Here is a 15,693-nt window from a genome sequence, read left to right as displayed (position 1 = left end):
CGAAACTAGGCGTCGATGATGAACGCCTCGAGCTCGATGCGGGCCTTGTCGTCGGCCATCTGCACCGGCGGGGACTTCATCAGGTATGCCGACGCGGGCAGGATCGGGCCACCGAGGCCACGGTCCTTGGCGATCTTCGCGGCGCGGATGGCGTCGATGATGATGCCTGCCGAGTTCGGCGAGTCCCAGACCTCGAGCTTGTACTCCAGGTTCAGCGGGGCATCACCGAAGGCGCGACCCTCGAGGCGGACGTAGGCCCACTTGCGGTCGTCGAGCCACTCCACGTAGTCCGAGGGACCGATGTGAACGTTGCGGTCGTGCACCTTGCCGGCAAGCGAGCCGGTGAGGTTCGACGTGACGGCCTGCGTCTTGGAGACCTTCTTGGACTCGAGACGCTCGCGCTCGAGCATGTTCTTGAAGTCCATGTTGCCGCCGACGTTCAGCTGGAACGTGCGGTCGAGCACGACGCCCCGGTCCTCGAACAGCTTCGCCATCACGCGGTGGGTGATGGTGGCACCGACCTGGGACTTGATGTCGTCACCGACGATCGGCACGCCGGCCGCGCGGAACTTCTCGGCCCACTCCGGGTCGGAGGCGATGAACACCGGCAGCGCGTTGACGAACGCAACACCGGCGTCGATCGCGCACTGCGCGTAGAACTTGTCGGCGTCGTCCGAGCCCACCGGCAGGTAGGAGACGAGGACATCGACCTCGGCGTCCTTGAGCGCCTGCACCATGTCGACCGGCTCGGCTTCGGAGACCTCGATGGTCTCCGAGTAGTACTTGCCGATGCCGTCGAGTGTCGGGCCGCGCTGCACCGTGATGCCGGTCGGCGGCACGTCGGCGATCTTGATGGTGTTGTTCTCGCTCGCGAGGATCGCGTCGGAAAGGTCGAATCCGACCTTCTTGGCGTCGACGTCGAAAGCGGCGACGAACTGCACGTCGCGCACGTGGTACTTGCCGAACTTCACATGCATCAGGCCGGGCACGGTCGTGGTCTCGTCCGCGTTCTTGTAGTAATGCACGCCTTGGACCAGGGAGGACGCGCAGTTACCCACGCCCACAATGGCCACGCGCACGGCGTTTGTTGTCTCACCCATGGTCGGGCTCTCCTTCGATCGGTGGTACTGCCTTACTTGACTGTTCGGCGGCGATCAGCTCGTTGAGCCAGCGCACCTCGCGCTCGCTGGACTCCAGACCGAGTTGGTGTAGCTGCCGGCTATAGCGGTCGAGTGACCCGCTCGCGCGCCCGATGGCTTCCCGGAGCCCTTCTCTGCGCTCCTCGACCTGACGTCGCCTGCCTTCCAGGATTCGCATCCGCGCTTCCGCGGGGGTGCGGCTGAAGAAGGCAAGGTGCACACCGAAGCCGTCGTCGGTGTAGTTCTGCGGACCGGTGTCCGCTACCAGCTCGGCAAAGCGCTTCTCGCCCTCCGGGGTGAGCTGATAGACCCGGCGGGCACGCCGCTTGACGGTGCCGGTCGGGCCGACATCCTCCGCGATCAGTCCATCCGCCTGCATGCGCCGCAGGGTGGGATAGAGCGATCCATAGGAGAAGGCCCGGAAGGCGCCCAGCAAGCCGGTGAGACGCTTGCGCAGCTCGTAACCATGCATCGGTGACTCGAGGAGCAGCCCGAGAATCGCGAGTTCGAGCACGGGCTTCACCTCCTCCGGATCACCGATGTGTCCGCCGATGCTGTTTGAAACTATATCGCACCGATATAGTTCTGCACACACATGCGCGATATAGCGGAGCAGAGTTGCACGCTGCACCGGCCGGTAAGTGCGCCGGGCGCGGAGCGACCAACCCGTCAGCGCTGGTACGGGTAGACCCGCAGCACGCCGCCGTCGAACCCGGCGTCCACGAAGCCCCCTTCGCCCGCCTCGTTCCCGGCATAGATCGAAATATGGGGCCCGGTGGACTCGGCCTCGAGCGAGGCGTGACTGATGGTGGCGTCCGCAACGCCGATCAGCTGTGGCAATTGGGCCATCAGCCCGACGATCGCGTCGACGTTGAGCGCCGCCAGGTCGATGGTCGGGTCGTCCGGCCTGCGGGTACTCGGCGGGCCGGACTCCTCGAACCCACCCCGGTAAATGAACGACTGCTCCCGATCGGGGGCGATCACCCGCGTCACAATTGCGTACTTGCCGCCCGGATACAGCGATGCGTCGACCGCGATCGTGTCGCCGAACCTGGCGCGGTACTCGTCGATGAACGAGCGGATGCCGGCAGCGGTGTCGAACACGGACGGCGGTGCCACGATCGGAACGACGTCCGTTGGGATCGGAGCGGGTGGCGGGGTCGGTTGCGTGGCGGCGGCGGGCGCTGCGGGTTCGTCGTCGTGCACCACAGACCAGATCAGCACGGTGATCGTGGCCAGGGCCACCAGCAGTCCGACGACGACCCAGCCGCCGCGGCGCGAGCTGCGCCGGACCGCCGGCGGCTCGGGTAGCTCGGTGCTCAGCTGCAGGTCGGAGATCAGTTCATGCAGTTCGCCGAGGCTTTTCGCGGCCCGCGCCCGCTCGGTTCGATCGTGGTGCTCGTCGTAGCCGAGCTGGCCATCGGCGTAGGCGCGCTCGAGCGCATCGATAGCGGTGGTGCGATCCAGGTCACGTGCCCGGGTCCGCAAGGCCGGCGTAATCGTCGGCAAGGCGCGCTACCCGCCTGGATTGAAGGGATAGACCGTACGGAACCGGCCGTCCGGATAGGCGGTGAGGTGGCCCGACTCGCCTAGGTCGTTGCTCGCGTGTACGGACATTTCTGGCCCCTGATCGGTGGACCTGATGATCGCGTAGATGGTGTCGACCCGGCTCAGGCCGAGGCTGGCCGGGGCACCCGCGATCACGCCGGCCACCTTCGACAGATCCAGCGTGGCCAGGTCGACCGGAGCGACTGCCGGGTCGCGGCTGCCGCTGTCCGTTGCCGTGCCGAAGCCGTCCTGGTTGTAACCGATGCTCTGCTGCGTGCGCGGTGCCGCCGGGTCTGCGCGGAAGACGACCGCATATTCCGGGTAGATGGTCAGCTCGTCCACCAGGGCGTCGCCGAACTCGTCGTGGATTGCACCGACGACGTCGGTCAACCCCGCCTGGGAAAGATACCCGGCCGGGCCGAAGTCGCCTGCCGACGCACCAGACGAATCGGAATCGGCATCGGCGCTGCAGCCGCGTACGACGACGGCAAGGAGCACCCCGAGCACCACCAGCGGCACGATGATCAACAGCCACGGCCTGCGCCGGGCGCCCGGTATGGCAGGCAACCCCGGTCGCACCGCCGCGAGTTCCGAGTCGCCCTGCAGATCGTCGATCAACTCGTGCAGCTCCCCGAGGGTGCGCGCGGTCATTGCGGTGCGGACGCGCTGCTCATGCTCGGCTTCGGCGAGCTGACCGTCGGCGAGTGCCGCGTCGAGCGTGCTACAGGTGTGCGTGCGGTCGTCGTCGCGCGCCCTGGTGCCGGCCGGGAGTCGGATGGCCACTCGAGGAACCCTCCTGTGCGTGGCGGGCGGGGGCGTAACTTGCCCGTCGAAAAAGCATATGGTCACTGCCGGTCGAATGTGCGGACTCTGTCGCAAGCCACCTGTCGGGGTGACGCGCTGCACGCCACCACTTGGGTGCGCACCGCCCCTTCGGGCACTGCCGCACGTACTCTGGAACGCGTGCGAATACAACGGCAGGTGGTGGACTATGCGCTGCAGCGCCGGTCTCTGCTTGCCGAGGTGTACGCGGGACGGGTCGGTGTCACGGAAGTCTGTGACGCGAACCCCTACCTGTTGCGGGCGGCGAAGTTCCACGGTCGCGGAAGCGATCTGATCTGCCCGATCTGCAGAAAAGAGCAGTTGACGCTCGTTTCGTGGGTCTTCGGCGACGGGCTCGGACCGGTTTCCGGTTCGGCGCGGACAGCCGAGGAACTCGTTCGGCTGGCGGCGACGCAGGAGGAGTTCTCCGTGCATGTCGTCGAGGTCTGCCGGACATGCAGTTGGAATCATTTGGTGCAGTCCTACGTTCTAGGACTGACCCCGGCACCGAAACAGCGGCGATCACGCCGCGCGGCGCCGAGCCGTCGCATCGCAACCGAATAGACACACACCCGGCGATCCGGCCTACCAGCCGGATCGCACGCTTGTGCTCAACCCTGGAGCGCGAGGTACCTGGACCTACGGAGATTTGGCAGTGACCTACCCCCACGACGACCAGCAAGGTGACCGTTCCGGCGGTCCCCGCCACGCCGGCGGCGACCGCCCGAGCGCGCAAACGGCTCCGTGGCGACAGGTGGGCGAGGGACCATCGGCGGAGCGCGGTGCCGCAGCCGGTACGCCACATCGCCGGGGCCGGTTCGACGACCCGACGATCCACATCCGCCGCCCTGCGGCCGCAGCCGGTGCCGACGCTCCCACGGCGCGGTATGGGGGAGCCGAGGCTCCCACGGCGCGGCAGGGGGGAGCCGACGCTCCCACGGCGCGACACGCCGCCCCCGGTGACCGTCCCGCTCCCCAGGATCGTCGCCCGGCGCAGGAACGCACCGCCGCCCAGGCTCGCTCCCGTGTGTCCGAGCCGGCCTTCGCCGGTGGTCAGACCAGCGCCCTGGCGTACTCGGCGACCCGCACGGGATCCGAGCGCCCGAACACCGCTTCCGGCACCCGTCCGCCCACCGGTCCACCACCCGGCGGCCGCGGCGGCGGATCGGGCGGCTCGGGTGGCGGCCATTCGCGTCGTCCGAAGGGGCGTTCGCGCTGGCGTACGGTCCGCCGGACGATGTATGTCCTCATCGCGCTCGGCCTGATCATTCCGATCGTGTCGTTCCTGGTCGCCTACTCGACCGTGCACGTGCCGAGCCCGGGTGACATCAAAACCAACCAGGTCGCGACGATCCTCGCCGCCGACGGCACATCTGTGCTGAGCACCGTGGTGCCGCCCGAGGGCAACCGCACCGACGTGACGGTCGACCAGATCCCCGTGCACGTGCGCAACGCCGTGCTGTCCGCCGAGGATCGCGACTTCTACTCGAACCCGGGCTTCTCCGTGTCCGGCTTCGCCCGCGCCGCGCGCGACAACGTCATGGGTAAGGACACCGCGGGTGGTGGCTCGACGATCACCCAGCAGTACGTGAAGAACGCGCTGGTCGGCAACGAGCACTCGATCACCCGCAAGATGCATGAGCTGGTGATCTCCTCGAAGATGGCCCGGCAGTGGAGCAAGGACGACATCCTCGCCGCCTATCTCAACACCATCTACTTCGGTCGCGGCGCGTACGGCATCGCGGCGGCGTCGAAGGCCTACTTCGACAAGCCGGTGGACCAGCTCAGCGTCGGCGAGGGCGCGGTGCTCGCGGCGTCCATCCAGCAGCCGTCGCTACTGGATCCGGAGACGAATCCGGAGGGCGCCCACGCCCGTTGGGACTACGTGCTCGACGGCATGGTCGGCGGTGGCAATCTGCTCGCCGCCGACCGGGCCGCGATGCAGTACCCACCGGTGATCCCGATCAGCCTGGTCGGCGCGCGGACCAACTCGAATGGCCCGGAGGGGTTGATCAAGAACCAGGTGCTTGGCGAACTCAGCGCGGCTGGGATCAGCGAGCAGCAGCTGAACACCGAGGGCCTACAGATCACCACCACGATCGATCCCAAGGCGCAGCAGGCCGCGGTCGACGCGGCGCGCAACAACATGCAAGGTGAGCCGGAGGAGTTGCGCACCGCCGTCGTGTCCGTCGACCCGCGCTCCGGCGCTGTCCGCGCCTATTACGGCGGACCGGACGGCAACGGCTACGACTTCGCCAACGCGGGCCTGCAGACCGGCTCGTCGTTCAAGGTTTTCGGTCTCGCCGCCAACCTCGACCAGGGCCGTCCGCTGTCGAAGATGTACGACAGCTCGCCGCTGTCCGTGCACGGCATCTCGATCTCCAATGTCGAGGGCGAGTCCTGCGGTACCTGCACCATCGCCGAGGCGCTGAAGCGTTCGCTCAACACGAGCTTCTACCGGATGGAACTCGACCTGAACAACGGCGCACAGGACATCGCCGACATCGCCCACAAGGCCGGTATCCCCGAGCAGATCCCGGGTGTCGGTCCGTCGCTCACCGAGCCGAACGGCGCCGGACCCAACAACGGCATCGTGCTCGGCCAGTACCAGTCGCGGCCACTCGACATGGCCTCGGCGTACGCGACGTTCGCAGCGTCCGGCGTTTACCACAAGCCGCACTTCGTGCAGAGGGTCGTCACGGCCGACGGGAAGGTGCTGCTCGACAACGGTCCATCGAACGGTGAGCAGACCATCGACAAGGCCGTTGCCGACAACGTCACCGCCGCGATGAAGCCGATCGCCGGCTACTCGCGCGGCCACAACCTGGCCGGCGGCCGGGCGTCGGCGGCGAAGACGGGTACCGCGCAGCTCGGCGACTCCGGCGAGAACAAGGACGCCTGGATGGTGGGCTATACGCCGTCGCTGTCCACCGCGGTGTGGGTCGGCACCGAGCAGGGCCTGCCGCTGCGCAACCTGTACGGCAGCCCGATCTACGGCTCCGCGCTGCCGTCGGACATCTGGAAGGACACGATGGACGGTGCGCTCGACGGCACCGACAACGAGAACTTCCCGAACCCGGAGCCGATCGGCGGCCAGGCCGGTGTGCCCAGCTACACCGCGCCGTACACGACACCGACCACGACTGCGGCTCCGCGTCCAACGCCGAATCTGCCCCAGCCGCCGGTGGCGATCGAGCCGAGCCAGCTCGAGATCGCGCCCGGTGTGACCATCCCGGTCCCCCGCCTGGTGCCGCGACCAGGGCAGGCCCAAACGACGCCGCAAGGTACGCAGCAGGGCAATGGCACGCAAGGGCAGGGCGGGACATCGCCGCAGACCGAGGACGACCCGTACATCGACGAGCAGTACCCGGGGGCCGTCACGACCACCGTCGCCCCGCCCGGTGGCACCGGAGCGACCGGTCGCGGTAACGGCATTCGCTAACGTCTATCCCCGTGACCGACGAACGCGGGGTGGTGTCGGCGGGGCCCCTTGCCGGGGACCGTCGCTCGGCCGACAACCGTGACCTGCCGAGCCGAAACGATGAACTGAGTGCGCAGCTATCGCGCACGATCGGCGGCCCGGTCGGTCGCCATGCCCTGATCGGGCGTACCGGGTTCTGGACCCCGATGCGGGTGATCCTGGCGTTCGCCGTGGTGTTCCTTGCGTTCGGTTGGTTCGCCAAGGCGCCGTGTATTCAGCAGGCGCCGAACGGTCCGGGCGGCACGCTCGGGCTGGACTGGAGCGGCAGCCGTCAGTACGTGGCGATGTGTTACTCCGACACCGTCCCGCTGTATGGTGCGGAGCGGCTGAACGAGGGCGCCTTCCCGTACAAGAAGTCCTGGTTGGAAGGTTCTCCGGGTCCGCTGCAGGAACGATTCATGGAGTATCCGGTGGTTTCCGGGCTCTACCAGTGGGCCTCGATGCGGGTCGCGAAGGCCTGGGACGCTGCGACTGCCTTGCCCGGCGGTTTGCAGGTCGCCATCTATTTCAATGTGGTCGCCTTTGGCCTGGCGCTGGCCTGGCTCCTGACGGTGTGGGCGACGGCGGTTCTCGCGGGTCGCCGCGTGTGGGACGCAGCGCTGGTCGCGTGCTCACCACTGGTCGTCGTGCACGTGTTCACCAATTTCGATCCGCTCGCGACGGCGTTCGCCGCCGGCGGCATGCTCGCGTGGGCGCGCAAACGTCCCGTGCTCGCCGGGATCCTGCTCGGTATCGGTGGCGCCACCAAGCTGTATCCCCTGTTTCTACTCGGTCCGCTGCTCGTGCTGTGTCTGCGGACCGGCAAGGTGCGCACCTGGGCGCAGACCTGCGGCGCTGCCGTGGCGACCTGGCTTGTGGTGAATCTGCCGATCCTGGTGCTGTATCCGCGTGGGTGGGCAGAGTTCTTCCGGCTCAATTCGACTCGGCACGCCGACCCGGACTCGATCTACAACGTGATCACTTCGTTCACCGGGTGGCCCGGTTTCGACGGCGTGCTGCGCGCGGGCGAGCACCCGGTGGTGCTGAATACCGTCTCGCTGCTGCTTTTCGCGGCGGTCTGTCTCGGGATCGGCTATGTCGCGTTGACCGCCGAGCGCCGGCCTCGGGTAGCGCAGTTGGCGTTTCTGATCGTCGCGGGCTTCCTGCTCACCAACAAGGTGTGGAGCCCGCAGTACTCGCTGTGGCTGGTGCCGCTCGCGGTGCTTGCGCTGCCGCACCGGCGGATCCTGTTGGCGTGGATGACGATCGACGCAGTGGTGTGGGTACCGCGGATGTACTACTACCTCGGTCAGCAGAACAAGGGCGTGCCCGAGCAATGGTTCACCGGGGCGGTGGTGCTGCGCGATCTCGCGGTGGTCGGTTTGTGTGTGCTGATCGTGCGGCAGATTTATCGACCGGGCGAGGATCTGGTGCGCCGTGGCGCCGACGACCCCGCCGGTGGTGTGCTCGATGGTGCTCCCGACCGGCCGCCGAACTGGTTGCCGGGGTGGTTGCGTCCGCAACGCACCGGGGCGTGGAGTGCGGTCGACGAAGCCGGTGGCGATGCCGGGCAACAGCCTGCGGAATGGGCGGGCTCGGATGAGTCAGGGCAGAATTCGCGCCTGTAGTCGCGCCCGTGCCGGCGGCCAGTCCTCGTCGGTCATCGCGAACAGCGCTGTGGTGCGCCAGCTTCCGTCGGCGCGACGCCGATGTTTGCGCAGCAGGCCCTCGAACTCGGCGCCGAGCTTCGCGATCGCGCCGCGCGACTGGGCGTTGAGTTCGTCGGTGTGCCACTCGACCCGCACCGCACCGAGCTCGTCGAAAGCGCGGCGCAGCAACAGGAATTTTGCCTCCGGGTTCACCGAGGTGCCTTGGGTGGCACGGGAGATCCACGTGTAGCCGATCGCGAGGCTGCGATACCGCGGTTCGATCTGGTAATAGGACGTGGTGCCGAGCACGGTGCCCGACTGTGGTTCGAGCTGGGCGTAGGCCAACCGGTTCGGGTCGTCGAGCGCGTCGGCGACGAACTGCTCGGCGTCGCCGAGTTCGCGGATGGCGACCGAGGTCCATTGGAACAGTGTCGGGTCGTCGGCCGCGGCGAGTAGGCCGGCGGCATGCTCGGGCCGAAGCGGTTCGAGCCGGACGTGCCTGCCCACGAGAATCGGTTGGGCGAGCCAGGATTCGGTCATCGGCCGCGCGCCGTAGCGACCAACGATCGTTCGGCCTGCGCCGGTTCGGGCGGAATGCTCTTGGGCCGCCTGGTGTCTGCGCGCAGGAAGGCGACGTACAGCGCGACCAACACGATGGCTTGGCCCCACACGCCGAATTCGACGATGAGCCGATTGCCGTCGGACGGTGCACCGACGGCGAGCGCGTTGAAGTAGCGGAACACACCGACGCCGAGCGCGAGATCGGTGACGACGAACGCGACGACGAGTCGCCACGGGACGACGAGCAGGACCAGGAACGGGATCAGCCACAGCGAGTATTGCGGCGAATGCACCTTGTGCAGCAGCACGAATGCGCACAGCATTGCGCCGCTGACCTGGACCCACGGATAGCTCCCGGTGCGCGTGAACCGGCGCCAGCCCAGCCACGCGGCGAGTGCGAACGCGGCGACGAGCAGGGCGGGCGAGGCGAGTGACACGGTGTGTTGGAACGCGGCCTCGCCGGTGGCGTCGCTCGAGTAGAGGTTTCGCAGGCCCCAGTACCAGATCGAATTGGTGGTGATGTCGGCTGTGCGCTGCTGCTGGAAGGTGAACGAGGCGAGCCAGCCGCGGAAGCCGGTGAGCGCGAACGGCAGGTTGATCGCGACGGCCGTGCCGACCGCGGACACCACGACCAGCACCGCACCGCGGACGTCGTAGCGGCCGGCCACGCTGCGCGGCAGGTCCCGTCCGGCGAGGCCGCCGGTGAGCACGAACAGCGCGAGCGGGAGGACGAACACACCCGGATACAGCTTGAGACAGAACCCGACGCCGAGCAGGACGGCGGCGAGCACGCCACGGGTGCGCAGCGACAGCCGTTCGGGCAGCGCGACGACGGCCACGGCGGCGACGGTGGTCAGCACCACCGGGAGCTCCCAGTTGTGGAAGGCATAGAGGACCAGCGCCGGTCCGATCGCCCACAGCAGCGCGGCGCGTCCGGCAAGGCGGGCCAGCAGCCACGCGGTGACCAGCGCGAACGGGGCGAGCAGCACTGCGGAGTTGAGCAGGAAGTCGGCATCGGTGTGGGCGCCCCGCGCGCCGAGCCACATCAGTAGGCCGCTGAGTACCGGGTATTCGACGGTGCCGCCGAACAGTTGCCCGTGCGCCGTGATGCCCCCGTCGATGTAGGGAAAGACGTGGTGGTCGATATCGCGGCCGACCCACAGATACTGAATGTCGGAGTAGCAGACCCGCGCATCTTTGATCCGGTCGAAGACGAGGCTGCGCCCGTCGGCGTCGAACGGTGGCCCGGCGCAGCGTGCCTTGTTCAAATAGCCGAGCAGCAGGGTGATCCCGCAGAGCGCAACGACGGCGGCGATCGTCTTGCGGTCGGCCGCAGCAACTCTGCGCATATGCCAAGGGTACGGCGGCGGGCCCCGCGGTGTTACCGCCTGCCGCTGCGAATCGGTTACATCGATGGACCTCTCGGCGACCGATTTCGCTGGTCAGGGCCCCCTCGTGTACCCTGCAAAGGTTGCTGACGCAACGACCCTCCTGCCACGGAGAGCCCGTGGCCGTTCACTAGTCCATAGGAGGTGATGAGGTCCCGTGCGTCATTACGAATTGATGGTCATTCTCGATCCGAACCTGGACGAGCGCACCGTCGCCCCGTCGCTGGATACGTTCCTCAACGTTGTTCGCCAGGATGGCGGCAAGGTTGACAAGGTCGATGTCTGGGGCAAGCGCCGTCTCGCATACGAAATCGCGAAGCACGCCGAAGGCATTTACGCGGTGGTCGATATCAACGCCACCCCGGCCACGGTCAGCGAGCTGGATCGCCAGCTCGGCCTGAACGAGTCGGTGCTTCGTACAAAGGTCCTGCGCAAGGACAAGTGAGCACCCGTTTCCGGCTACCGGTCGGTGCCACAGCCTAGGCTCGCTGCAACGGCTGTGACACCAATGGACAGCGCGGACAACGGACTGCACACTGCGGGAGGAACCACATGGCAGGCGAGACAATCATCACCGTCATCGGAAATTTGACGGCTGATCCCGAGCTCCGATTCACACCGGCCGGTGCGGCCGTGGCCAACTTCACGGTGGCCTCGACGCCACGCACCTTCGATCGCCAGACGAACGAGTGGAAGGACGGCGAAGCGCTGTTCCTTCGCTGCAGCATCTGGCGTGAGGCCGCGGAGAACGTCGCCGAAAGTCTCACTCGTGGTGCACGTGTGATCGTGAGCGGCCGGCTCAAGCAGCGGTCGTTCGAAACGCGTGAGGGTGAGAAGCGCACCGTGGTGGAGCTCGAGGTCGATGAGATCGGCCCGTCCCTGCGTTACGCCACAGCAAAGGTCAACAAGGTTGGCCGTGGCAGTGGCGGTGGCGGAGGGGGCTTCGGTTCCTCCGGGAGTGGATCGAGCGGCGGCGGTAGCCGTGGCGGCCAGCAGAACTCGGCGGGCGACGACCCGTGGGGCAGCGCGCCGCAGGCCGGTGCTTCGCACGACGACGAACCGCCGTTCTGACACCTGCCGTTCTGCTTCCCCGCTGTTCTGCTCCCACAGACAACTCGGATCGATCGAATACCTAGAAACACGGAGAAATGACATGCCTAAGGCGCCCGCGCGCGAAAAGGTACTGAAGAAGAAGGCCTGCGCTTTCTGCAAGGCGGAGAAATCCAAGACCGACAGCGCGCAGATCGACTACAAGGACACTGCGCTGCTGCGCAAGTTCGTCAGCGACCGCGGCAAGATCCGCGCCCGTCGCGTCACCGGTAACTGCGTCCAGCATCAGCGGGACATTGCGGTTGCGGTGAAGAACTCGCGTGAGGTTGCGCTGCTGCCCTACGTGTCGACGGCACGCTGAGACGGGAGGAGAGACGATGAAGCTCATTCTCACCGCTGACGTTGCTCACCTCGGTGGCCCCGGCGACACGGTCGAGGTCAAGGACGGCTACGGCCGCAACTTCCTGCTGCCCCGCGGCCTGGCGATCGTTGCCTCGCGTGGTGCGGAGAAGCAGGTCGAGGGCATCCGCCGCTCGCAGGAGGCCAGCCGGGTTCGTAACCTGGAGCACGCCAACGAGATCAAGCAGGCCATCGAGGGCCTCGGGTCCGTGTCGCTCACGGTGAAGACCGCAGGCGATTCGGGCAAGCTGTTCGGCTCGGTCACCCCGGCCGATGTCGTAGGTGCGCTCAAGTCGGCCGGTGGCCCGGCCGTCGACAAGCGCAGCGTCGAACTGCCGAAGGCGCACATCAAGGCCGTCGGCAAGCACGCCGTTGCAGTCCGGTTGCACCCCGACGTCACCGTCAAGTTCGACCTCGAGGTCGTCGCCGGCTGATACCGGTCCGAACTCGGATCTCTCGAAGGGACCCCGTGGATACGCTCCACGGGGTCCTTTTCGTGTACCGACCAGTCGGTTTGCTGGGCATTAGCTGAGGGTTGGATGGCGACCCCTCATCACGCCGGCCGTCGACAGCGAGGTCAGGCGGGGTTCCGTTATCGACTCGGGCGACTCCGTGAACGTTTCGTGACGTAGATCATACTTGCATTCACCGGCCGTTTACTCAACACGCCCGAACGGTAAACTTTCGCGACACGCCGAGAATATATTCATCCACAGGCATCCACACCTCTAGATGTGGTCCTACCTGCAGTTATGGGATCTCGAACAAGAGTTGTCCTCAGGTTCTCCACACCAGGTGCACACGCCTTATGGCAAGAATCCACAAACGATCCCCAAAATTATCCCCAGCTCGATTTGTCCCCGTCGATCGCGGTCCCTAGCCTCAGCGGGGCGCGTCTCGATTCGGGCTGATCGGGGATTTGCTACCGCCACCTTGTCGGTGGGTACCGGTAGAACTCAGCCAAGGCGGATGGCGCATCTGGGTGCCGGCGGAGAGGGGTCGAGAGCGCGTGGCTGTTGTCGATGATCTTGGACGACCCGGATACTCCGACGAGCCCGAGCCGTCCACGGGGGAAGACTTCGGTCGCCAACCACCTCAGGACATGGCCGCGGAGCAATCCGTGCTCGGCGGGATGCTGCTCAGCAAGGACGCGATCGCCGACGTCCTCGAGGTACTCCGGCCCGGCGACTTCTACCGTCCCGCGCATCAGAGCGTCTACGACGCGATCCTGGACCTGTACGCGCGCGGTGAGCCGGCCGACCCGGTCACCGTCTCGGCCGAACTCGACCGCCGCGGCGAGCTACGCCGCATCGGTGGTGCCCCCTACCTGGTCACCCTGACGCAGACCGTGCCCACCGCGGCCAATGCCGCGTTCTACGCGAATATCGTGGCGGAGAAGGCGATTCTGCGCCGTCTCGTGGAGGCTGGCACCCGCATCGTGCAGTACGGCTACGCCGGCGCGGACGGGCAGGACGTGAACGAGGTCGTCGATCGCGCGCAGGCCGAGGTGTACGAGGTCACCGAGCGTCGTACCTCCGAGGACTTCGTCCCCCTCGAAGAGCTGCTGCAGCCGACGATGGACGAGATCGACGCCATCGCCAGCCGCGGTGGCATGTCCGCGGGCGTGCCCACCGGATTCAGCGAGCTCGACGAGGTCACCAACGGCCTGCACCCGGGGCAGATGATCATCGTGGCGGCTCGGCCTGGGGTGGGTAAGGCGCTGGCGCTCGATACTCCGTTGCCCACCCCCACGGGCTGGACCACGATGGGCGAAGTCCTGGCCGGCGATGAACTGCTCGGGGCGGACGGCCGCCCGACGCGCGTGGTCGCGGCGACCGAGGTGATGACCGACCGGCCGTGCTACGAGGTCGAGTTCTCCGACGGGTCGGTGCTCGTCGCCGACGAGCAGCATCAGTGGCTCACGGAGACTCGCGCGTCGCGCCGATCCGCTCAACAGGCAGCGACCGGCTACAACCGATACCACCAGCGCACCTTCGCCGTGGTCCGCACAACGCGCGAGATTTCCGAGACGCTGCGGTGCGACACTGCGGATCGCCGCCTCAACCACTCCGTGACGAACGCGACAGCACTTCAACTACCGGATCGCGATCTGCTGATCCCGCCGTACACCCTTGGAGCCTGGCTGGGCGACGGCACCTCGTTTGCAGCGCAGCTCACCACCGCAGACCCCGAGATCATCGTCCGTCTCGAAGCGGAGGGAATCGTCGTGAAGCCCTCCGTCAGCGCAACTCTGCGCTACCACCTCGAGCTGCCCCAGCCCGAGCCGGTCGCTGCGCGTAACTGTGTGGTGTGCGGAAATGAATTCATCCCCTTCACGAGCGAAGTACGCACTTGCGGTCGCTCGTGTGGCGGAAAGGCGCGATTCATGTCGAATCCGGTACCCGCGCCGACCTGCCCACAGTGTGGTGGGAAGTCGATCGGGCTGCGCCTGTGCCAGCGGTGCCGCAACTCTGTTGGGTCGGTGCAGGCGCGTCTGCGCACAATCGGGGTGCTCGGGAACAAGCACATCCCCACCGAGTACCTGCGTGCGTCCGTGGCCCAGCGCCGCGCACTGCTCGCGGGCCTGCTCGACACGGATGGCACCGTGACGGCGGGAGGATCGGCGCAGTTCTCGGTCACAAGCCGACGACTCGCCATCGATGTCCGTGAGCTGATCGAAAGTCTGGGTTACCGCTGCCAACTCAGTACCAAGCGAGTGAAGGGGCGAACGGAATCAAGCTGCACCGCATACACATTGACCTTTACGACCGATGATGTTGTATTCGGGCTGCATCGAAAAGCTGTGCTTCACAAAGAGCGTCGCCGCGCAATCACATGCGCGCGTTCCGGCTCGCGGTACGTAGTTGACGTTCGTCGCATCGACAGCGTGCCGGTCCGCTGTGTCGAGGTGGACAACCCCGAACACCTGTATCTCGCCGGCCGCGCAATGATCCCGACGCACAACTCCACGCTCGGAATGGATTTCATGCGCTCGTGCTCGGTGAAGCACGGCCTCCCGAGCGTGATCTTCTCACTGGAGATGAGCCGCACCGAGATCGTGATGCGGCTGCTGTCGGCCGAGGCGAAGATCAAGCTCGGTGACATGCGTGCGGGCCGGATGAGCGACGACGACTGGACCCGGCTGGCGCGGCGGATGAGCGAGATCAGTGAGGCGCCACTGTTCGTCGACGACTCCCCCAACCTGACAATGATGGAGATCCGCGCCAAGGCCCGCCGGTTGAAGCAGCGCCACGGCCTGCGCCTCGTCGTGATCGACTACCTGCAGCTGATGACATCGGGCAAGAAGGTCGAGTCGCGGCAGCAGGAGGTCTCCGAATTCTCCCGCAGCCTAAAGCTTCTCGCGAAAGAACTCGAAGTCCCGGTGGTCGCCATCTGCCAGCTGAACCGCGGGCCCGAGCAGCGCACCGACAAGAAACCGATGGTCTCGGATCTGCGCGAATCGGGCAGCCTCGAGCAGGACGCCGACATGGTCATCCTGTTGCACCGCCCCGACGCCTTCGAACGCGACGACCCCCGCGGCGGCGAGGCCGACCTGATTCTCGGCAAGCACCGCAATGGCCCCACGGCCACGATTACCGTTGCGCACCAATTGCATTTGAGTCGGTTCGTGGATATGGCGCGCGGCTGAGTACGTTGCCGAAGACACGAAAACTTGA

General features: G+C 66.7%; 14 protein-coding genes. 8 read left to right on the top strand and 6 right to left on the bottom strand.

The genetic code is table 11. From position 1 onward, the window contains the following. Positions 1 to 5: 5 nt before the first annotated feature. From OG921_RS17310 to OG921_RS17295, 4 genes are all read right to left on the bottom strand, one after another. Positions 6 to 1,100, bottom strand: coding sequence for an inositol-3-phosphate synthase (locus tag OG921_RS17310; protein ID WP_266113729.1), 1,095 nt, complete (start codon positions 1,098 to 1,100; stop codon positions 6 to 8). Beyond that, entirely contained in the window at positions 1,093 to 1,653 is a 561-nt protein-coding gene (locus tag OG921_RS17305) for a PadR family transcriptional regulator (RefSeq protein ID WP_266113728.1), read from the bottom strand. Before OG921_RS17305 ends, OG921_RS17310 begins: the two co-directional genes overlap by 8 nt. A gap of 155 nt (positions 1,654 to 1,808) precedes the next feature. Then, complete coding sequence (locus OG921_RS17300) at positions 1,809 to 2,627, bottom strand: DUF1707 domain-containing protein (protein ID WP_266113727.1); 819 nt, start codon at positions 2,625 to 2,627, stop codon at positions 1,809 to 1,811. 27 nt (positions 2,628 to 2,654) lie between these two features. Then, positions 2,655 to 3,470, bottom strand: coding sequence for a DUF1707 domain-containing protein (locus tag OG921_RS17295; protein ID WP_266113726.1), 816 nt, complete (start codon positions 3,468 to 3,470; stop codon positions 2,655 to 2,657). Between the two features lie 180 nt (positions 3,471 to 3,650). Here OG921_RS17295 and OG921_RS17290 point away from each other — a divergent pair, with 180 nt between their 5' ends. From OG921_RS17290 to OG921_RS17280, 3 genes are all read left to right on the top strand, one after another. Continuing rightward, positions 3,651 to 4,073, top strand: a complete 423-nt coding sequence (locus OG921_RS17290) for a DUF5318 domain-containing protein (RefSeq protein WP_266113725.1) — start codon at positions 3,651 to 3,653, stop codon at positions 4,071 to 4,073. A 673-nt stretch (positions 4,074 to 4,746) separates the two neighbouring features. Then, the gene (locus OG921_RS17285) at positions 4,747 to 6,951 is read left to right on the top strand and encodes a transglycosylase domain-containing protein (protein ID WP_266113946.1); all 2,205 of its coding nucleotides are present in this window, start codon (positions 4,747 to 4,749) and stop codon (positions 6,949 to 6,951) included. 11 nt (positions 6,952 to 6,962) lie between these two features. After that, positions 6,963 to 8,597: a glycosyltransferase family 87 protein gene (locus OG921_RS17280; protein ID WP_266113724.1), complete on the top strand. Its 1,635-nt coding sequence runs from the start codon at positions 6,963 to 6,965 to the stop codon at positions 8,595 to 8,597. Here OG921_RS17280 and OG921_RS17275 read toward each other — a convergent pair. Beyond that, positions 8,574 to 9,158, bottom strand: coding sequence for a GNAT family N-acetyltransferase (locus OG921_RS17275; protein ID WP_266113723.1), 585 nt, complete (start codon positions 9,156 to 9,158; stop codon positions 8,574 to 8,576). The two genes, OG921_RS17280 and OG921_RS17275, sit on opposite strands and share 24 nt — an antisense overlap. After that, the gene (locus OG921_RS17270; protein ID WP_266113722.1) at positions 9,155 to 10,528 is read right to left on the bottom strand and encodes a glycosyltransferase family 87 protein; all 1,374 of its coding nucleotides are present in this window, start codon (positions 10,526 to 10,528) and stop codon (positions 9,155 to 9,157) included. Before OG921_RS17270 ends, OG921_RS17275 begins: the two co-directional genes overlap by 4 nt. 196 nt (positions 10,529 to 10,724) lie before the next feature. Here OG921_RS17270 and rpsF point away from each other — a divergent pair, with 196 nt between their 5' ends. The 5 genes from rpsF (at position 10,725) to dnaB (ending at position 15,665) form a co-directional block, all read left to right on the top strand. Continuing rightward, a complete protein-coding gene (gene rpsF / locus OG921_RS17265) occupies positions 10,725 to 11,012 on the top strand; it encodes a 30S ribosomal protein S6 (protein WP_266113721.1) in 288 nt (95 codons plus the stop codon). 107 nt (positions 11,013 to 11,119) lie between these two features. Then, positions 11,120 to 11,638, top strand: coding sequence for a single-stranded DNA-binding protein (locus OG921_RS17260; RefSeq protein ID WP_266113720.1), 519 nt, complete (start codon positions 11,120 to 11,122; stop codon positions 11,636 to 11,638). A gap of 82 nt (positions 11,639 to 11,720) precedes the next feature. Then, positions 11,721 to 11,978 carry a 30S ribosomal protein S18 gene (gene rpsR / locus OG921_RS17255; RefSeq protein WP_266113719.1) on the top strand — a complete coding sequence of 86 codons (258 nt, stop codon included), beginning with the start codon at positions 11,721 to 11,723 and terminating at the stop codon, positions 11,976 to 11,978. A gap of 16 nt (positions 11,979 to 11,994) precedes the next feature. Then, positions 11,995 to 12,450 (top strand): 50S ribosomal protein L9, encoded by a 456-nt coding sequence (gene rplI, locus OG921_RS17250; RefSeq protein ID WP_266113718.1) that lies wholly within the window; start codon positions 11,995 to 11,997, stop codon positions 12,448 to 12,450. Positions 12,451 to 13,025: 575 nt separating this feature from the next. Continuing rightward, the gene (dnaB, locus tag OG921_RS17245; protein ID WP_266113717.1) at positions 13,026 to 15,665 is read left to right on the top strand and encodes a replicative DNA helicase; all 2,640 of its coding nucleotides are present in this window, start codon (positions 13,026 to 13,028) and stop codon (positions 15,663 to 15,665) included. Positions 15,666 to 15,693 lie beyond the last annotated feature (28 nt).

It is taken from the genome of Aldersonia sp. NBC_00410 (assembly GCF_026342035.1).
In the GTDB taxonomy this organism is placed as follows: Bacteria; Actinomycetota; Actinomycetes; order Mycobacteriales; family Mycobacteriaceae; genus Aldersonia.
Note: the sequence above shows the minus strand (reverse complement) of the source record. Positions and strands in the feature narration are given on the sequence as shown.